Source organism: Bacillus sp. AL-1R (assembly GCF_052180195.1).
Lineage (GTDB): Bacteria > Bacillota > Bacilli > Bacillales > Bacillaceae_G > Gottfriedia.
In genome coordinates this window covers 1,528,249-1,547,020 of record NZ_CP197469.1, presented here as the reverse complement: position 1 = coordinate 1,547,020, position 18,772 = coordinate 1,528,249, and the positions used below count along the sequence as shown (strand labels likewise).

General features: G+C 34.2%; 20 protein-coding genes. 1 reads left to right on the top strand and 19 read right to left on the bottom strand.

Annotated features, from left to right (window positions below; genetic code table 11):
- Positions 1-63 precede the first annotated feature (63 nt).
- The 11 genes from rnc to ACSBO6_RS07150 all read right to left on the bottom strand — a co-directional run bounded on the left by rnc (position 64) and on the right by ACSBO6_RS07150 (position 10,496).
- Positions 64-807 (bottom strand): ribonuclease III, encoded by a 744-nt coding sequence (gene rnc, locus ACSBO6_RS07200; protein ID WP_098848373.1) that lies wholly within the window; start codon positions 805-807, stop codon positions 64-66.
- A 95-nt stretch (positions 808-902) separates the two neighbouring features.
- Positions 903-1,136 (bottom strand): acyl carrier protein, encoded by a 234-nt coding sequence (gene acpP, locus ACSBO6_RS07195; protein WP_088012963.1) that lies wholly within the window; start codon positions 1,134-1,136, stop codon positions 903-905.
- A 67-nt stretch (positions 1,137-1,203) separates the two neighbouring features.
- The gene (gene fabG / locus ACSBO6_RS07190; RefSeq protein WP_498844419.1) at positions 1,204-1,947 is read right to left on the bottom strand and encodes a 3-oxoacyl-[acyl-carrier-protein] reductase; all 744 of its coding nucleotides are present in this window, start codon (positions 1,945-1,947) and stop codon (positions 1,204-1,206) included.
- Entirely contained in the window at positions 1,941-2,891 is a 951-nt protein-coding gene (gene fabD, locus ACSBO6_RS07185) for an ACP S-malonyltransferase (protein ID WP_098848375.1), read from the bottom strand. The genes fabG and fabD overlap by 7 nt, the downstream gene beginning before the upstream one ends.
- A gap of 13 nt (positions 2,892-2,904) precedes the next feature.
- Entirely contained in the window at positions 2,905-3,900 is a 996-nt protein-coding gene (gene plsX, locus ACSBO6_RS07180) for a phosphate acyltransferase PlsX (protein ID WP_098848376.1), read from the bottom strand.
- A gap of 12 nt (positions 3,901-3,912) precedes the next feature.
- On the bottom strand, positions 3,913-4,479 hold the full coding sequence (gene fapR, locus ACSBO6_RS07175) for a transcription factor FapR (protein ID WP_097975511.1): 567 nt from the start codon (positions 4,477-4,479) through the stop codon (positions 3,913-3,915).
- A gap of 103 nt (positions 4,480-4,582) precedes the next feature.
- Entirely contained in the window at positions 4,583-6,631 is a 2,049-nt protein-coding gene (gene recG / locus ACSBO6_RS07170; RefSeq protein ID WP_498844418.1) for an ATP-dependent DNA helicase RecG, read from the bottom strand.
- Positions 6,631-7,512, bottom strand: coding sequence for an L-serine ammonia-lyase, iron-sulfur-dependent, subunit alpha (gene sdaAA, locus ACSBO6_RS07165; protein ID WP_498844417.1), 882 nt, complete (start codon positions 7,510-7,512; stop codon positions 6,631-6,633). Before sdaAA ends, recG begins: the two co-directional genes overlap by 1 nt.
- An 18-nt stretch (positions 7,513-7,530) precedes the next feature.
- Positions 7,531-8,193 carry an L-serine ammonia-lyase, iron-sulfur-dependent subunit beta gene (sdaAB, locus tag ACSBO6_RS07160; protein WP_098848379.1) on the bottom strand — a complete coding sequence of 221 codons (663 nt, stop codon included), beginning with the start codon at positions 8,191-8,193 and terminating at the stop codon, positions 7,531-7,533.
- Positions 8,194-8,421: 228 nt separating this feature from the next.
- Positions 8,422-10,110, bottom strand: a complete 1,689-nt coding sequence (locus ACSBO6_RS07155; RefSeq protein ID WP_098848380.1) for a DAK2 domain-containing protein — start codon at positions 10,108-10,110, stop codon at positions 8,422-8,424.
- A gap of 23 nt (positions 10,111-10,133) precedes the next feature.
- Positions 10,134-10,496 carry an Asp23/Gls24 family envelope stress response protein gene (locus tag ACSBO6_RS07150; protein ID WP_088012978.1) on the bottom strand — a complete coding sequence of 121 codons (363 nt, stop codon included), beginning with the start codon at positions 10,494-10,496 and terminating at the stop codon, positions 10,134-10,136.
- A 343-nt stretch (positions 10,497-10,839) separates the two neighbouring features.
- Between ACSBO6_RS07150 and rpmB the strand changes: the two genes are divergently transcribed.
- The gene (gene rpmB / locus ACSBO6_RS07145) at positions 10,840-11,028 is read left to right on the top strand and encodes a 50S ribosomal protein L28 (RefSeq protein WP_025568947.1); all 189 of its coding nucleotides are present in this window, start codon (positions 10,840-10,842) and stop codon (positions 11,026-11,028) included.
- A gap of 95 nt (positions 11,029-11,123) precedes the next feature.
- On the opposite strand, the gene spoVM is transcribed toward rpmB, so the two are convergent.
- From spoVM to rsmB, 8 genes are all read right to left on the bottom strand, one after another.
- Positions 11,124-11,207 (bottom strand): stage V sporulation protein SpoVM, encoded by an 84-nt coding sequence (gene spoVM, locus ACSBO6_RS07140; RefSeq protein ID WP_056470930.1) that lies wholly within the window; start codon positions 11,205-11,207, stop codon positions 11,124-11,126.
- Between the two features lie 94 nt (positions 11,208-11,301).
- Positions 11,302-11,943, bottom strand: coding sequence for a thiamine diphosphokinase (locus ACSBO6_RS07135; RefSeq protein ID WP_098848381.1), 642 nt, complete (start codon positions 11,941-11,943; stop codon positions 11,302-11,304).
- 90 nt (positions 11,944-12,033) lie between these two features.
- The gene (rpe, locus tag ACSBO6_RS07130; RefSeq protein WP_098848382.1) at positions 12,034-12,678 is read right to left on the bottom strand and encodes a ribulose-phosphate 3-epimerase; all 645 of its coding nucleotides are present in this window, start codon (positions 12,676-12,678) and stop codon (positions 12,034-12,036) included.
- Between the two features lie 2 nt (positions 12,679-12,680).
- Positions 12,681-13,562, bottom strand: coding sequence for a ribosome small subunit-dependent GTPase A (gene rsgA, locus ACSBO6_RS07125; RefSeq protein ID WP_098848383.1), 882 nt, complete (start codon positions 13,560-13,562; stop codon positions 12,681-12,683).
- Between the two features lie 20 nt (positions 13,563-13,582).
- The gene (pknB, locus tag ACSBO6_RS07120; RefSeq protein WP_098848396.1) at positions 13,583-15,565 is read right to left on the bottom strand and encodes a Stk1 family PASTA domain-containing Ser/Thr kinase; all 1,983 of its coding nucleotides are present in this window, start codon (positions 15,563-15,565) and stop codon (positions 13,583-13,585) included.
- A gap of 8 nt (positions 15,566-15,573) precedes the next feature.
- Positions 15,574-16,326 (bottom strand): Stp1/IreP family PP2C-type Ser/Thr phosphatase, encoded by a 753-nt coding sequence (locus ACSBO6_RS07115; RefSeq protein WP_098848384.1) that lies wholly within the window; start codon positions 16,324-16,326, stop codon positions 15,574-15,576.
- A 4-nt stretch (positions 16,327-16,330) separates the two neighbouring features.
- Positions 16,331-17,422, bottom strand: a complete 1,092-nt coding sequence (gene rlmN / locus ACSBO6_RS07110; protein WP_498844416.1) for a dual-specificity RNA methyltransferase RlmN — start codon at positions 17,420-17,422, stop codon at positions 16,331-16,333.
- 2 nt (positions 17,423-17,424) lie between these two features.
- Positions 17,425-18,771 carry a 16S rRNA (cytosine(967)-C(5))-methyltransferase RsmB gene (gene rsmB, locus ACSBO6_RS07105; protein ID WP_098848385.1) on the bottom strand — a complete coding sequence of 449 codons (1,347 nt, stop codon included), beginning with the start codon at positions 18,769-18,771 and terminating at the stop codon, positions 17,425-17,427.
- Between the last annotated feature and the right edge of the window lies 1 nt (position 18,772).

Genomic DNA, 18,772 nt, shown 5'->3' with positions numbered 1-18,772 from the left:
ATTCAACTGTCTTACGGCGCTTTGCATCAGTCTTAAAATCCAGTTTAATTGATATTTCTTACTTTATTTCCTTGACTCTTTTAATTTTAATAATGCTTCTTTTGCTGCTTGTTGCTCCGCTTCTTTTTTAGATCTACCACTACCGATTCCTAATGTTTCACCATTTAATAGTACTTTTGAAACAAATTCTCGGTTATGAGCTGGTCCTTTTTCTTGAAGTATTTTATACTCGATTGAACCTGTGGAGTCTCTTTGTACAAACTCTTGTAATTGACTTTTAAAATCCATCACATGCGAAAAAGCACCATCGTTTATTTTTGGGAATATATGAAGAGATAAGAAGTTAATAACTGTTTGTAATCCTTGGTCCAAATATAATGATCCAATGAATGCTTCAAAAACATCCGCAAGTAGTGCTGGACGTGTTCTACCACCTGTCATTTCTTCCCCGCGACCAAGTAATATATATCGACCAAAATCTAATTCATTCGCAAATTTCACAAGTGATGGTTCACAAACGATTGCTGCACGTAATTTTGTTAATTCGCCTTCACTCATTGTAATATATTTTTGAAATAAATATTGTGAAACGGTAAGCTCTAAAACAGCATCCCCTAAATATTCTAATCTCTCATTATCTTCATATGGTTTTTTACGATGCTCATTCACATAGGATGAATGTGTAAACGCTTGAATAAGCAAGCTCTCATTATTAAACTTAATATTTATTTGTTTTTGTAATTTTATAAAATTCTCTTTTTCAACATCAGAAAGTTTATATTCTCTTACTCTTCTTGAATGCGGCATATTTACCTCCAACTAAAAAGCAGTTTGATATGCTGCTAAACCTACTAGTCAAGAAAATGATGAGAAGTCCCGTATAAAATACGGGACTTTTCTCATTACATGTTGCTCTCTATGTAGTTCACAACATCACCAACTGTGACGATTTTTTCAGCATCTTCGTCAGAAATTTCTAATTCAAACTCATCTTCTAATTGCATTACTAATTCAACTACATCTAATGAGTCTGCGTCTAAATCTTCTTTGAAACGGCTTGTAACTTGGATCTCAGATTCTTCAACACCTAAACGGTCAACAATAATCTTTGATACGCGTTCTAATACATCTTGCATTATTATTCACCTCCCCCCAAATATTGTCTACTTATGCATTATACATAAAAATGTGGCAAACGCCAAACTAATTCATTACAAGTCCACCATCAACATTGATTGTTTGTCCAGTAATATATCTACTAGCATCCATTGCTAAGAATAAGACTGCGTTTGCAATATCTTCTGGTTGACCAAAAGATTGCAATGGAATATTCGATAACATTTGTGTTCTAATTTGCTCATTTAATTCATTTGTCATATCAGTTTCAATAAAACCAGGAGCAATCGCATTAACTGTAATATTTCTAGAAGCTAATTCCTTAGCTGCTGTTTTAGTTAAACCTAATACGCCCGCTTTTGCAGCTACATAGTTCATTTGTCCTGGGTTACCAATTTGTCCAACAACTGAGCTAATATTAATGATGCGGCCATTACGTTGACGAGTCATAAACTTCGCTGCTGCTTTAATACAATTGAATACACCTTTTAAGTTTGTATCAATTACATCATCCCAATCAGCATCTTTCATACGTAATAAAAGACCATCTCTTGTAATACCTGCGTTGTTTACTAGTATATCAATACTACCGAATTCATCAACAGTATTTTTTACTAATGCAGCCACTTCTTCACTATTTGATACATTTGCTTTAAATGCAATAGCTTTAACTCCAAGTGCTGTAATTTCTTCTACAACATTAAGAGCAGCCGCTTCATTCCCAGAATAATTAACAACTACATTCGCACCATTTTTTGCTAAAGATAATGCGATTGCTCGTCCGATTCCTCGAGAACCTCCTGTAACTAATGCAACTTTACCTTTTAGCATGATTTGATTTCCTCCCATTCATTTAAAAATTGGTTTAATGTTTCAACATCATAAACATTTACTAATTTTGATGATGGAGAGATTGCTTTTACTAATCCAGTTAATACTTTACCAGGACCAATTTCAACGAATGTATCAACACCAAGGTCTACTAATTCTTGAATTGATTGGTTCCATTTTACCGGAGAATATAATTGATTCACTAATAATTCCTTAATTTCATTTGCATCTGTAACAACTTTAGCAGTAACATTTGAAATTAATGGTGTTACACAATCATTTACATTTATTTTACTAAGCTCGTTTTGGAATTCTTCACTTGCAGGTTTCATTAAAGATGAGTGGAATGGACCACTTACTTTTAACGGTAATACACGTTTAGCACCAGCTTCTTTTAGTAAACCAGAAGCAATTTGCACACCTTCTGCATCACCTGTGATTACTACTTGTGTTGGAGAATTATAGTTCGCAATACCTACTGAATGGCCATTTTTATTTACTTCAGAAATGACTTCTTCAATTTTTTCTGGAGCTAAAAATAATACAGCTGCCATAGCACCTTGTCCTACTGGTACAGCTTGCTCCATTAATTGTCCACGTTTATGTACTAATTTAACACCGTCTTCAAATGAAATGCTATCTGCTGCTACAAGCGCTGTAAACTCACCTAAACTATGACCAGCGACAAAGTCTGGTTTAATTCCAGCTGATTTAATCTTCTCAAGCATAGCAATTGAAGTTGTTAAGATTGCTGGCTGTGCATGATATGTAGCAGTTAACTCTTCATCAGTTCCATTGAAAATAATATCAGAAAGACTAAAACCAATTTGTTCGTTAGCAGTTTCAAAAATAGATCCACATTCAGTATAGCTCTCAGCTACATCTTTACCCATTCCAACTTTTTGTGATCCTTGTCCAGGAAAAATAAACGCCACTTTACCCATTGGAGTGACCCCCTTATGCATTTGATTCGATTTTTTCCATGTGATCACTTACTAGTTTTACAACATTATGTTCAACCATCGTTTTGGTTTGCTTAATGGCACTAAAAATCCCAAAAGCATCAGAACTTCCATGAGCTTTTATAACAGGTGATTTTAGACCAAATAACGCTGCTCCACCATACTCAGAGTAATCCATTTTCTTTTTTACACCTTTTAAGTTTGGTTTCAATACAGCTGCAGCAAGCTTTGATGTGAAATTAGTAAGCATCGCATCTTTTATTAATGAAAACATTGCAAGTGCAGTACCTTCAATCGCTTTTAAAGCTACATTTCCAGTATACCCGTCTGTTACTACTACATCTGCTACTGAGTTCATTAAGTCTCTAGCTTCAACGTTTCCTATGAAATTTAAATTACTTTCTTTTAGTAACTGGAATGTTTGTTTAGCAAGTTCATTCCCTTTTTTATCTTCCGTACCGACATTTAGTAATCCTACTGTCGGGTTCTGTATTCCTCTTACTTTTTCGGCATATACAGAGCCCATTATCGCATATTGAAGTAAATGATTTGCTTTTGCATCAACATTTGCACCAACATCGAGGAAAACAAAGCCCTTGCCATCTAAAGTAGGCATGGTTGGTGAAAGTGCAGGTCGCTCTACACCTTCCATTCGGCCAACGACTAATAGGCCCGCTGTCATTAATGCCCCAGTATTTCCAGCAGAAATACAAGCATCAGCATTTCCTTCTTTTACTAGGTTTGCCATTAAGACCATAGAAGCATTCTTCTTTCTTCTAACTGCTCTAACTGGCTCTTCAGTTCCTTCAATTACTTCATCTGTATGGATAATCGTTATATTTTTATCATTCGTTAAGAATGGTTTTATTTTTGATTCATCACCAATTAAAGTAATATGTATATCATTTAATTTTTCAACTGCAAGCATTGCACCTTCAACAATGGCTTTTGGAGCATGATCTCCCCCCATTGCATCGATAGCTAATTTCATCTTGTTCACTTCCTATTCTTCAATACTTCGGTGGTACATTTCGAACAAGCCATGGAATACATGTTCTTTTTCAACATAGCCATTGATATCAACAGTAGTGCGCCTCGGATCTCCTTTTTGTGGTAAAACCTTTGCCTTCGCAATTACTCGATCATTTGTTTTTACTGGTTTAATAAAAACAAAATTGGATTTAGCTGTAAGAGCTAAATCATCATGAATAACCGCAACTGCTAATGAATTAGCTTGGGCAAATAAGTGATGACCTCGGGCAATTCCATTTCTACTAAAAGTATGCTCTTCCTTAACGTCAAATATAGAAATGGCACTTTCATTTAAATGAATATCAATAACTTCACCGATTATTTCATCAACTGGTAGTGATTTTACATCTTCTAATTGCTGAGTGGCAACATTTTTGATGCGTTCCCTTAACTCAGGAATTGATAATTCAAGACGATCAAGACGGATAGTTTGTATGCTTACAGATAGTTGATTAGCTAAATCTTCATCTGTAATAAACGGATTTTCTTTTATAATTTTTTTTAACAATTCATGACGATCTTTTTTATTTCTTCTCATATTACATACCTCAACTACTAATTTGTGACCAGGTATTAAATACAGTTTATATTAAAAATCCACGTATTACAATAGTTTTTTGACAAACTTTTAATACCTAGTACTAATCTAACTTTTCTGAATTAAATATCCCCGTTCTGTCTAAGTACATTCTTAAATCTTGATATTCATTAGCTTTCCAAAATACATCCGAATTAACTAATAATGTTGCATCGTTTCGTGCAACTTCTAATGCACGATAGTCATGAACCATATCCGCCATTTTAAATTCGGGTACACCACTTTGTTGTTTTCCAAAGAAATCTCCTGGTCCTCTAAGTTCTAAATCTTTTTCACTTAACTCAAAACCATCGTTTGTTTCTGTCATGATTGTTAGTCTTTCTTTTCCTACTTCACTCTTTGGATCACCAACTAAAATACAATATGATTGTTCAAAACCTCGTCCTACTCGCCCTCTTAGCTGATGTAATTGAGAAAGTCCAAACCGATCTGCATCATAAATAACCATAACAGTTGCATTCGGAACATTTACCCCTACTTCTACAACTGTCGTTGAAACTAATATTTGAACATCATTTGCAGCAAATGCCTTCATCACGTCATCTTTCTCTGAAGATGCTAGCTTTCCATGCATCAAACCAACCTTTGCCGTATTTTGATAATGAAAAGATAAAACACTATGTAAATCTAATGCATTTTGAAGGTCTAATTTCTCTGACTCCTCAATAAGTGGACAAATTACATATGCTTGTCGTCCATTTTTAATTTCTTTACTAATAAAATCTAAAACGCGATCAAACATTTCTTGTTTAACCCAATATGTTTCTATTTTTTTCCGACCAGCCGGGTATTCATCAATAATCGATACATCCATTTCACCAAAAGCTGTTATAGCCAATGTTCTTGGGATTGGAGTTGCTGTCATAAATAAAACATCAGGGAAGTACCCTTTTTCTCTTAAAACTCTTCGTTGACCAACACCAAACCGATGCTGTTCATCTGTTATAACTATGCCTAATTTATTAAATTGAACCTCATCTTGAATTAATGCATGAGTACCAACTAAAATATGTACCTCACCATTTTTTAATCGTTCCAAAATTTCACGTCGCTTTTTACCTTTTACAGAACTTGTAAGAAGTTCAACATTTACTTCCGTATGTTGCAGCATTTTTGCTAAAGATTCGAAATGTTGCTCAGCTAAAATTTCTGTAGGCACCATTAATGCCCCTTGATACCCATTAAGGGTACATGCATACAATGCGATTGTAGCGACAACAGTTTTTCCTGAACCAACATCACCTTGTAATAAGCGATTCATTCGATAAGGACTTTTTAAATCTGTGAATATTTCTTGTACAACTCTATTTTGAGCTGATGTCAAAGGAAATGGTAAGGATTGGATTAGTTGTTGAATTTTTTCAATATTTAATGTTTTTGGGATACCTTTTGATTGATTGCGCTGAATTTTTCGAAGTGCTTGCATTTTTAGTTGAAAAAGAAAAAACTCTTCATAAACAAAGCTTCTTCTAGCTTGTTTTAAACTATTCGCATCAATTGGGTGATGTAGTAATCTCATTGTTTCTGAACGATGTAAAAGTTTATATTTTTGAATTAGTTCTTTTGGTACTAAGTCATTTATTAAATGTCCAAATTTTTTAAACGACTGCTCAACAAATTTACGCATTGTTTTTACAGACATTTTCCCCTTAATGGAATAGACAGGCTCAATTTCATGACTATTCGTACGTGATCCAAATACAATGTCAGATAATGAAATCGTTTGTTTATGTTGATCCCACTTACCAGAAACAGTTACAAGCTCATTTAAGTTTAATTTTGTTTTGAGGTATGGTCGATTAAAACAGATAACTGTTATTAAGTATCGATCAACTAAAAGACGAAATGTTAGTCTAGATTTATTTTTGCCAAAATATTGAAGAAGAGGAGCGCTATGAACAATCCCTTCGACAGTCACGCGCTCTTCATGCTTTACTTCTGATAGATCCTTACTTCGAAAATCCTCATATCGATACGGTAAATATTCGATTAAGTCATTTATCGTAAAAATACCCATATCATTTAATTGTGTTTCAGTTTCCTCGCCAACACCACTTAATATAGATACTTTTTGTTCTAGTTCATTACTCACTATTTTTTTAGCGAAACACCAAATATTTTTGCTTCCAATTCACGACCTGTTGGCGTTGCCGCTAGACCTCCTTCTGCAGTTTCTCTTAGCGCAGATGGCATTGTTTGACCAATTCGATACATAGCATCGATTACTTCGTCACATGGAATACGACTTGTAATTCCTGCTAATGCCATATCTGCAGCTACCATTGCGTTAGCAGCACCCATTGCATTTCGCTTAACACACGGTACCTCTACTAATCCTGCAACCGGGTCACATACTAAACCAAGCATATTTTTTAAAGTAATGGCAAATGCTTCAGCACTTTGACTTGGAGTACCACCAGCCATTTCAACGATCGCTGCTGCTGCCATACCACTTGCAGAACCCACTTCCGCTTGACAACCACCCGCAGCACCTGAAATTGACGCATTATTTGCTACAACAAAACCAAAAGCACCTGATGCAAATAAGAACTCAATCATTTGCATACGAGTAGGATTCAATTTCTCTTTTACAGCAAATAAAGTTCCAGGAACAACACCTGCAGAACCGGCTGTAGGTGTTGCACAAATTGTCCCCATTGCGGCATTTACTTCATTTGTGGCAACTGCTTTGCTAACAGCATCTAATAATAAATGACCTGAAAGGGAATTACCTTTTGCAATGTAATTTTGCAGTAATACCGCGTCTCCTCCAGTTAAACCTGTTGGCGAGTGAACACCTGCAAGTCCTCTTTCAACAGCTTTTTCCATCACAACAAGATTTTGCTCCATTTTAGCAATAATCTCTTCACGGCTTCTGCCTGTAAAATCCATCTCTTGTTGAATCATTATTTCAGAAATTTTAACATTTTTTGATTCAGCTAATTCTACTAAATCTGCAACATTTTTAAACATTTTTAGTTCCCCCTCTCCTTAATCAACCATTTTCGTAACGCGAATGATATGTGGTAACGATTCAACTTCTTTTAAAATTTTATCATCTAAGTCTTGGTCGACCTCAATTGCCATCAGTGCAATTTGTCCCACTTCTTTGCGTGAAACTTCCATATGGCCAATATTTACAGCATATTTCATTAGGACATTTGTTACACCAGCAATCGAACCAAAACGGTCATTATGAACAACTAGGATTGCAGGGTAATTACCCGAAAGTTTCAGTTCAAATCCATTCAACTCAATAATTTCAATTTTCCCACCACCGATTGAAATACCTACTAATTCAAATGGTTGGTCATCATCAAGAATAGTAATTTTCACTGTATTTGGATGTTCCGTTACTGCATCTTCTTCAATGAAATCAATAGACATGCCTTTTTCTTTTGCAATATTTAATGATTCTGGTATACGCTCATCAAATGTATCAAAATCTAATAATCCACCAATAAGTGCAACATCTGTACCATGTCCACGATATGTTTTAGCAAATGAACCATATAATGAAATCAATATCTTTTTTGGTTCTTTTCCATAAAGATTTCTTGCAACACGACCAATTTTAGCCGCTCCCGCTGTATGTGAACTTGAAGGACCAATCATAATTGGACCAATTATGTCAAAAACACTTTTATATTTCATCACGTTTCCCCCAATACGTTATAGTAAAAGCGTATTATATTTATTTTTTGTTTTGTAAGAACAAATCATTTATATAAAAAGTTGGTATTATGGACTAACCAATGTCCACTTTATAGTGTAATACGAAATTCTACAGACTTCTACGTTATTTTACATTAGACTTTAAATAAATTACAAAAAAAAAGAAGAAGTGATCACACTTCCTCTTCTATCTTTGTATATTTTATCTTATTCGATTGAAAAAATATATGAATATAAAGGCTGGTTTCCGTTGTGAACTTCAACTTCTAAGTGATCAAAACTCTCTTCGGCAAATTCAACTAATTTTGTAATTTCTTCCTCAGATACATCTTGGCCATATAAGATTGTTAATATTTCAGAATCTTCATCAATCATATCTTGTAATAATTTTTTTGCCGCCTCTAATTGATTTGCATCTGTTGTAACAATTTTACTTTCAAGGATTCCCATGAAATGATCTTTTGTGATTTCTACGCCATCAATTTCAGTATCTCGAACCGCATAAGTTATTTGACCTGTTTTTACTGACTTTAAAGCATCTTGCATTCCAGATTTATTTTCATCTAATGTTGCAGTAGGATTAAATGATAATAAAGCTGACATACCTTGAGGTACTGTTTTAGACGTTACAACTGCTACATTACATTCTGCAACAGATGCAGCTTGCTCAGCAGCCATTACAATATTTCCGTTGTTAGGAAGTACAATAACATTTTCTGCGTTGCATTGTTCGATCGCTTTAACAATGTCTTCTGTACTAGGATTCATTGTTTGACCGCCTTCAATTACTACAGTTGCCCCAATACTTTCAAATAATTCTTTAATGCCAGATCCCATTGCTACTGTAACAATCCCAAATTCTTGTTTTTCAGTAGATTTTGCAGACTCATTATTAGAAGGAGATTCATTTGAAACCTCTTCATGTAGTAAGTTAGAATGTTGTTCGCGCATATTTTCGGCTTTTAGTTTTAAAAAGCTTCCAAATCGTTGACCTAAATTAAATACTTCTCCAGGGTACTCAGCGTGAATATGAACTTTTACAATTTCATCATCAGCAACTACTAATAAAGAATCACCCCATGCACTTAACTCTTTACGGAAAGTATCAATGTCAAATGGATGTTTTTTTAATTTATCTTTTTCAAATCGCACCATGAATTCTGTACAGTATCCGTATACAATGTCTTCAGTATTTAACATACTTTGTACATTACGATGTTCTGCTTCAACTAGTTCCTCAAGTGAAAGAGCCGCCTCAGCACCTTCAAGAGAAATTTCTTCACCTTTTAAAGATGCTAGAAATCCTTCGTAGACAAATACTAAACCTTGACCTCCGCTATCGACTACACCAACTTGTTTCAATACAGGTAGTAAATCTGGAGTACGGTTTAATGATGCATTTGCTTCAATAATTGTTTCCTCAAGGAACGGAATAAATTCTTCATGAGTTTTTGCTAAGACAACTGCTTTTTTTGCTGTTTCTCTTGCAACTGTTAAGATTGTTCCTTCAATAGGCTTCATAACAGCTTTATAAGCAGTTTCTACCCCTGCTTCTAATGCTTGAGCAAAATCAGTTGTTGAAATTGTTTCCTTTGTTTCAATTGATTTAGAAAAACCTCTAAATAATTGAGAAAGGATTACACCTGAATTTCCACGCGCACCCATCAATAAGCCCTTTGCAAAGCTTTGACCAACTTTCCCTACATGACTATTCGGTTTTTCTTTTACTTCCTTAGATCCAGAAGTAATAGAAAGATTCATATTTGTTCCAGTATCACCATCTGGTACCGGGAATACATTTAATGAATCTACAAATTTTACATTTTTCGTTAAGTTATTTGCACCTTGAATCACCATATCTGCAAATAATTTACCGTCAATACGTTTTATCGACACAAATTCTCCTCCTTAATGCGTCTTTACAGGTTTGCTACTTTCACACCTTGAACAAAAATATTAACAGAGTCAACTGACAAGCCTAATGTTTGATCAAGAGTGTACTTCACTTTATTTTGTACGTTATTAGCAACTTCAGAAATCTTCGTACCATAGCTTACAATTATGTACATATCGATATTAACGTCTTCACCTACTTGGCGAACAATAACACCTTTTGTAAAGTTATCTTTTTTTAGGATTTCTGTAAGACCATCCTTAATTTGTTTCTTAGAAGCCATTCCAACAATACCGTAGCAATCAATGGCAGCTCCACCAGCAATTGTAGCGATCACATCTGTACCAATTTCGATTGTTCCATATTGAGTTTTCATTTCTAATGACATAATTTGGTCCCCCTTATTGGATAATCCAAGTATAGTTAGTTATACTACTTACCTATTATTGTATACCTTTTTTCAAAATAATTCTATCGACTCACTACAATATTAGCATTTAATACTATTTTAGCTGTTATGATCGAAATACAATTTAATGAATTTCTTTTCAATAAGTCAGAAGGTCCCTATTTAATATTTAGTATATCACACATTTCAATGTCAAGGTTTTTTTCTTGAACAACTTACCAATAACTGTTGCATTAAGTAGAGCGGTATGATAAATTATAGTAGTGTTTGAATGAAAATAATCATTGAAATGTTATTCCGTTTTTTGTTAGGAGGGAAATAGATGGCTCGTGTTTGTGTAATCACAGGTAGAAAGTCTCGTTCTGGTAACAGTCGCTCTCACGCTATGAATGCTTCAAAACGTACTTGGGGTGCTAACCTTCAAAAAGTTCGTATTTTAGTAAACGGTAAACCAAAGCGTGTTTACGTTTCAGCGAGAGCATTAAAATCAGGTAAAATTGAGCGCGTTTAATTTATTAACGTACTAAAAAGCATAGCGATCCGCTATGCTTTTTTACTTTTTTTATGACCTTTTACCTCAACCGAAAAATCCAACCCCAACTAAAACTAAGCGTCTTTTTTAAATGTACTCAGCATGGCACGAACAAGTCCGCCAAGAAATTTTGGTAATTTAATCGTATAAAATCTCATGCTTTCCCTCCTACAAGCTTTCTAGCATTTTTAAGGAAAAGATTAATCCTATTACATTCTACTTGCGCTGAGCGAAATCTATGACATGAAATTGTTAATCTTTGCTCCTTACTACTAATGCTATGCCCTCGCTAAATGAAATAGACCCTTCACTCTCTAACAGTTCATTGCTTACACACAGTGATGATCCAATCTCCAGTAAATGATTAGTAAGTGGATATTTAAACCCCTTTAAGGTTAAATCTTTTACTTTAGCACCTAAAGCAAAAAAAGATACGTATTTAAAATGCTGCAATTTACGAATAAAATGGGTACCTTGTTGAATAACATATATTTCGTTATATTCATCAACGATTTTAATTGGTACATTCGAATTCATAAATTTTATTAATAATGTAATACTACCAAATTCATGATCTAAACGTTTTCCAGTTACACAATGGATCATAATCTTTTCTGGTTTTTGTCTAATTGCCCATTGAATAGCTAGTTCTAAATCTGTTTCATCTTTTTCAGGAGGGTAAATAAAAACATTTGGGACTAGCCTTTTTATTTTTTCTAAATTTTCTTCACTTAAAGAGTCAAAATCACCGAATATTGCTTCTGGAATTAATCCTTCCTCAATTAAGTAATGAGCTCCATTATCAACGCCAATTAGCTGCTTTTTTTCGTCTTTTGAAGTAATTTCAGTAATTGTGTTCGATTTCGGTCCTGCACCTACAATATGTATAATCAATTTTTTCTTCCACCTTTAAAAAAAATGCAATCGAATGTCGATTGCATTTTTTGTTTCATTATTAGATTTACCATGCAATTTATGATTACATTATCCTCTAATTTTCGCTATTGCTTCTTTTCTGTCTTCCTTATTATAAACTGCGGAACCAGCTACTAATACGGTAGCACCTGCTTCTATACAAATTTTAGCCGTACGCTCGTCAACCCCACCGTCAATTTCAATTTCAACTGATAGATTGCGCTCTTTAATTAGATTAGCAACTTGTCTTATTTTAGGGACAACTGAATGAATAAATTTCTGCCCACCAAAGCCAGGATTTACTGTCATTAAAAGGACCATGTCGACATCGTCTATAATCTGTTCAATTGTTGAAACTGGAGTCGCAGGATTAAGAACCACACCTGCTTTAATACCAAATGATTTAATCGTTTGAATCGTACGGTGCAAATGTGTACAAGCTTCGACATGAACGGTAATAATGTCTGCTCCAGCTTTTACAAATTGCTCTATGTATTGATCAGGTTTTTCAATCATTAAATGTACATCAAGTGGAAGCTTCGTCACTGGTCTAATTGCTTCTACAATTAATGGTCCAATTGTAATATTTGGTACAAAATGACCATCCATTACGTCTACGTGAATATAATCTGCACCTCCACGTTCTACATCTAAAATTTCTTCTCCAAGTTTAGCAAAATTTGCTGAAAGGATTGATGGTGCAATTTTAACCATGATTAATACCTCGGCTTTCTATCTCTTATTTCTTCTATGAATGATACATAATGATCATATCGCTTAGGAGAAATTTCCCCACTTTCAACCGCAGCTTTTACAGCACATTTTGGTTCTTTTAAGTGGGTACAACCTCTAAATTTACATTCTTGACTTTTTTCTCGCATTTCTACAAAACAATACGATAAATCTTCAGCTTCAATTCCAATAAATTCCAAAGAACTAAAACCAGGTGTATCTGCAACTAGTCCCTGTCCAATTTTGATTAATTCAACATGTCTAGTTGTATGTTTTCCTCGTCCTAAATGCGAGGAAATAATACCTGTTTTTAAATCAAGCTCTGGGTTTATCGCATTTAATAGAGTTGACTTACCAACGCCAGATTGTCCTGCAAATACAGATATTTTATTTGCCATATGTGGAAGAACTTTTTCTAATCCTTCTTCAGTTTTAGAAGAAGTTAAACATACTTCATATCCAATTTGGCGATAATAAGAAACGTATTCATACACTAATTTTAATTGTGTTTCTGAACACAAATCGATCTTTGTAATAACAATTAAAGGTTTAATTTCATTAAATTCAATTAATACAAGGAATCGATCTAATAATATGGGAGAAAAATCAGGCTCTACTGCTGAAAAAACTAAAATGGCTTGATCAACATTCGCAATAGGTGGTCGAACAAGTTCATTCTTACGCTCTTTTATTTCAAGTAGATAACCTTCTCCACTCTTTTCGATATGATATTCTACCTCGTCTCCAACTAAAGGTGTTATTTTCTTATTACGAAAATTTCCTCTGCCACGACAAGCAACAACTGTCTCATCTGTCTCGACATAATAGAATCCACTCAATGCTTTTATGATTTTGCCTTCTGGCATATACTCACTCCTACAGCTCTTTAATTCGATGGATAAGGTACATCTCTTTCTGCAATAACTTGACCATCTTTAACAATTTTATAGGAAGCAGTTTGTCCAGGATCAATTGTCACTTCTACTGGTATAGTAGTTGTTTCGGTGATCGATTTTGAAATTGCAGGTTTTTCACCATTATTATTTTTATCCCTAATAAATACCTCTATTAACTGAGGTGTACTAGGATTCGTTGGGGTGTATGGAACTTGTACATTGATCGTTACTTTTTTCGTCTTTTCTTTTTGTTTTCCTGAAGAAATAACGACATTTAATGTATCTCCTTCTTTTACTGCAACGTTAGCAGATGGAGTTTGCGAAATAACATGATTTTCAGCAACTGTTCCAGATTCTTCTTTCGTTACGTTAAGCTTTAGGTTATTATCACCTGCATAGGTTTCAACATCTTTTCTAGACCATCCTTTTAGGTCACGAAGAGTGATCGTCGATGCCCCTTTACTTATCCATACATTTAAATCTGTTTCTGATGGAACGACTTCAGCCCCTACGTTTGGAGATTGGTCGGTTATTTCACCTTCTCGTGCATCACTTTCGATAAAATGCGTTGTAACCGAACGATAATCGTCTTGTAATCGAGATTTTATTGTGTTGTATAGGAACCCTTTTAAGTCTTCCATCTCGTTACTCTTTTTACCTTTTGATTTATAGATCGTTATTGATGAATTTTCTTTAACAGTTTCCCCAATATTAGGAGAGGTTTTTACTACTTTTCCTTCATCTACTTCATCATCAAAAATTTCTTTCGGATCGCTTATTTTTAACCCTTTTGATGCAAGCAATGTAACTGCACTTTCATATGTCATATCCTTAACATCAGGAATTTCTACGTCTTCAGGTAAAAATAACGCAGGAATTAATGTTATTGCTAATAAACCACCAATTAAGAGTGCAATAAATGTACCAATAATAAACTTTGCAAAAGAATTTTTCTTCTTCCGTTTTAAATTATCAGGTTCATCATTTTTGACAGGTTCTTTTTTGATTGGTTCTTTTTCTTTAATTGCTTTTTTCTTTGTTGGTACGACAACTGTATCATCACTAGTTGGTACAGGAATATCCTTTATAATCGGTATTACCTTTGTTTCATCATCATTTGTAGGAATCACAAAAGGTTTTTCATTTAAACGATTATGATCTAAAGCTGTTTGTAAATCTAGCTTCATCTCATCTGCGGTATCGTATCGATAAAAGATATCTTTGGCTGTCGCTTTTAAAACGATATTTTCAACACTTTGAGGTATTTCTGGATTAAATTTAGTTGGTGGTGGTACTTCGCTTTGTAAATGTTTTAATGCGATCGCAACTGCACTTTCACCCGAAAATGGTAGTTTTCCAGTTAACAGCTCAAACATGACAATACCTAAAGAATAAATATCTGATTTTTTGTTCGCAACTCCACCTCTTGCTTGTTCTGGTGAGAGATAGTGAACAGAACCAAGTACTGAATTTGTTTGTGTAATTGTTGCAGCCGTCGAAGCTGTCGCAATACCAAAGTCAGTTACTTTTACGTTTCCTTCATTATTTATTAAAATATTTTGCGGTTTTACATCTCTATGAACGATTTGAAAATGATGCGCATGCGCTAATGCTGAGGCTAATTGTTCCATAATCCTCAATACTTCTTTTGGCTTTATTGGTGTATGATTTTGAATATACTCCTTTAAAGTCTCACCTTCAACGTATTCCATGACGATATACTGTAATCCATCTTCTTCCCCAACATCATATGAGCTTACGATATTTGGATGAGAAAGTGAAGTAACTGAATATGCTTCACGTTGAAATCTTCTTAAGAAATCAGGGTCATTTGAAAAATCAGCTTTTAACATTTTTACAGCTACATCTCGATCTAATATCATATCACGGGCTAAATAAACGTTTGCCATACCGCCGACACCAATTAATTTTAAAATCTTATATCGGTCGTTTAGGCGTCTACCAATAATCACGCTCATCATCACCCTTTCTCTATATTTCTAGGCTCAAACTTAATAATGGCAAGCGTGATGTTATCTTCTCCACCAAGATCATTTGCGAGTGTAATCAACTGGTTACCGAGAACATCGATTGGTAGATTTTCATTTAATTTTTCATTGAAAAGTTCATTTGATATTTTATTCGATAAACCATCTGAACATAAAATGATTAAATCATCTTCTTCCCAAGTTAAAGTTTTAATATCAACGTCAACTGTTTCCTCTGTACCAAGTGCTCGCGTTATAATATTTTTACGTGGGTGAATTTCTGCATCCTCCATCGAAATTTGCCCAAATTTAACAAGTTCAGCGACAAAAGTATGATCTTCTGTTATTTGCTTAAACCCTTCATCATTCCTCAAGTAACTTCTACTATCACCTATATGTGCAATCGTAAAAAATAAAGGAGTACAAATAATCGCTTCAAGAGTTGTACCCATCCCCTTGCACTCTTCATTTTGTTCTGAATGAACTAATAAATTTGTATTTAATTGTGCTACAATATTTTTTAGCCATGATTCGGCTTCAACCGGTGTTTCAAATTTACTAGTATTTTTCCACTCTGCTTCAAGAAAATTGATCGCCATCATACTAGCAACCTCACCAGCTAAATGGCCACCCATTCCGTCTGCAACTACAGCTAATACGATTCCTGAATCGTTCGTAAAAATACCTACGCTATCTTCATTATGCTCTCGAACTTTCCCCGTATCAGTTTGAAAAAAAGTTTGCATTGTTTCACCTCGTCTCCTCTTTACGCTCCTTTGCACGCAACTGTCCACAAGCTGCATCTATATCATGACCTTGTTCACGACGAATTGTAACATTCACTCCATTATTTTTAAGTACTTTTTCAAATGCAAAAATTTGTTCTTTTGGTGTTCTTACGTAATCTCTTTCAGGTACGTAGTTAACTGGAATTAAATTAACATGACATTTAACTCCTTTAAGTAGCTTTGAAAGTTCTTCAGCATGCTCAACTTGGTCATTTTCACCACCGAATAAACCATATTCAAACGTTACACGTCTACCTGTTTTTTCAACATAGTAACGAACAGCGTCCATTAAATCCGGTAATTTGTATGCACGGTTAATTGGCATTAATTTAGAACGCAACTCACTATTAGGAGCATGTAAAGAAATCGCGAAATTAATTTGAAGACCTTCATCAGCAAAATTATAGATTTTTGGAATGATTCCACTTGTTGATACTGTTATATGTCTTGCACCAATATTAAGACCTTTATCAGAATTAACAATTCGTAAGAAATCCATTAAACCATTATAGTTATCAAATGGTTCGCCTATACCCATAACTACAATTGAGCTAACTCTTTCTTCAACTTCATCAATTGCACGTTGTACTTCTAATACTTGTGCTACGATTTCACCTGCTTCAAGATTTCGTTTTAAACCACCAAGAGTCGATGCACAAAAAGTACATCCAATTCGACAACCTACTTGTGTCGTTACACATACAGAATTGCCATAATTATGTCTCATTAAAACAGTTTCAATTGAATATCCATCATGTAATTCAAATAAAAATTTCATCGTACCATCTGAAGAGGTTTGTTTAACTAATGTTTTTAATGTCGTAATTGTAAAATTCTCTTCAAGTAACAAACGTAAATCTTTTGGAATATTTTGCATTTCTTCAAAACTTTCAACTCGTTGAACATATAGCCAATTATAAATTTGCTTAGCACGGAAAGCCTGCTGCTTTTGCGCCTTTAACCAATCCTCTAAATCACTCACTTTTAACGAGTAAATTGAGGTTTTATGCGTTTTTTCTATTTTGACTGAATTTGTTGTATTTTCTAATTTCAACGTTACACCTTCTTCCTTAATCTTGCAATAAAAAATCCATCCGTTCCAAAATAATGTGGTAAAAGCTGTATATACCCTTTTTGGACCGATTTATTTTTAGTTAATTTTTCCGGAACATGATCAATTAATGAATGATCTAATTCATAATCTTGATGCTCATCTAAAAAAGCTTCAACTACATCAATATTTTCTTCATGTCCTACTGTACAAGTGCTATATACTAAAGTTCCACCTGGCTTAACTAACTTTGAAGATTCGTCTAAAATAGACTTCTGAACTCTTTGTAAGTTTGATACATCAGTGGCATTCTTTTTTAATAAAATATCCGGTTTACGACGAATTACCCCTAAACCAGAACATGGAGCATCTACTAATACTTTGTCAAATAATCTTCCTTCAAATTCTTCAGGAGCTTTTCTTGCATCTAAAGCTTTCGTTTCGATATTATCTAAACCTAAACGATTAGCTTGGTCTTTTATTAACTTTACTTTATGCTTGTGCAAATCTAATGAAGTGACCGATCCAGTTCCGCCTAACAACTCAGCAATATGAGTTGATTTCCCTCCTGGAGCTGCACATGTATCTAATACATCTTCACCTTTTTCAACTCCAAGTGCTTGTGCAACTAACATCGAACTTTCATCTTGAATTGAAAGGTAACCTTCTTTAAATGCATTCGTATGAGCAACATTTCCTTTTTGGATTTCTATTGCAAATGGAGACAGTTTTCCTTCCTTGACTTGTACTCCTTCATCTTCAAGCATTTTAATTACTTCTTCTCTTGTTGCTTTCATCGTGTTGACTCTTGCAGTTTGAAACGGGGGAAGTATGTTCTCTTCACATATTTTTCTCGTTTCTTCTTCTCCGAATTCTTTGACCCATTGTTCAATTAACCATTTTGGATGATTCGTTTCAATTGAAAGCCTTTCAATCGGGTCTTTTATTTCATCGATTGATCGTAAACCATTTCTTTGAATATTTCTTAAAACCCCATTTACTAATGAAGCAATTCCTTTATGGCCTTTCTTCTTAGCAATATTAACAGCTTCATTTAATACTGCATGAGGAGGGATACGATCTAAAAAATGCAATTGATATAATGAAAGTTTGATTAAAATATAAACCCATTCTTCTAATTTTTTCTGATTTTTAATGAATGGTTCTAAATAAAAATCTAACAATTGATCTCTTTGGATTGTTCCGTAGATTATTTCTGTTAATAGTCCCGAATCAGCAGAAGATAAATCATTCTTTTGAATATAGTTATTTACTAACAAATTACTATACGATTGATTTTTATAAACTGAAAGAAGAGCCTCTAAGGCAATCTCTCGTACATTTTTACTCATG

Bases quoted from the DNA above. Each gene is read 5' to 3' on its own strand.
- rpmB (WP_025568947.1), top strand. From the start codon at position 10,840: ATGGCTCGTGTTTGTGTAATCACAGGTAGAAAGTCTCGTTCTGGTAAC.
- spoVM (WP_056470930.1), bottom strand. From the start codon at position 11,207: ATGAGATTTTATACGATTAAATTACCAAAATTTCTTGGCGGACTTGTT.
- sdaAA (WP_498844417.1), bottom strand. From the start codon at position 7,512: ATGTTTAAAAATGTTGCAGATTTAGTAGAATTAGCTGAATCAAAAAAT.
- plsX (WP_098848376.1), bottom strand. From the start codon at position 3,900: ATGAAATTAGCTATCGATGCAATGGGGGGAGATCATGCTCCAAAAGCC.
- acpP (WP_088012963.1), bottom strand. From the start codon at position 1,136: ATGCAAGATGTATTAGAACGCGTATCAAAGATTATTGTTGACCGTTTA.
- ACSBO6_RS07150 (WP_088012978.1), bottom strand. From the start codon at position 10,496: ATGTCATTAGAAATGAAAACTCAATATGGAACAATCGAAATTGGTACA.
- fapR (WP_097975511.1), bottom strand. From the start codon at position 4,479: ATGAGAAGAAATAAAAAAGATCGTCATGAATTGTTAAAAAAAATTATA.
- fabD (WP_098848375.1), bottom strand. From the start codon at position 2,891: ATGGGTAAAGTGGCGTTTATTTTTCCTGGACAAGGATCACAAAAAGTT.
- sdaAB (WP_098848379.1), bottom strand. From the start codon at position 8,193: ATGAAATATAAAAGTGTTTTTGACATAATTGGTCCAATTATGATTGGT.
- rsgA (WP_098848383.1), bottom strand. From the start codon at position 13,562: ATGCCAGAAGGCAAAATCATAAAAGCATTGAGTGGATTCTATTATGTC.
- rnc (WP_098848373.1), bottom strand. From the start codon at position 807: ATGCCGCATTCAAGAAGAGTAAGAGAATATAAACTTTCTGATGTTGAA.
- rsmB (WP_098848385.1), bottom strand. From the start codon at position 18,771: ATGAGTAAAAATGTACGAGAGATTGCCTTAGAGGCTCTTCTTTCAGTT.
- fabG (WP_498844419.1), bottom strand. From the start codon at position 1,947: ATGCTAAAAGGTAAAGTTGCATTAGTTACAGGAGGTTCTCGAGGAATC.
- ACSBO6_RS07115 (WP_098848384.1), bottom strand. From the start codon at position 16,326: ATGCAAACTTTTTTTCAAACTGATACGGGGAAAGTTCGAGAGCATAAT.
- rpe (WP_098848382.1), bottom strand. From the start codon at position 12,678: ATGGTTAAAATTGCACCATCAATCCTTTCAGCAAATTTTGCTAAACTT.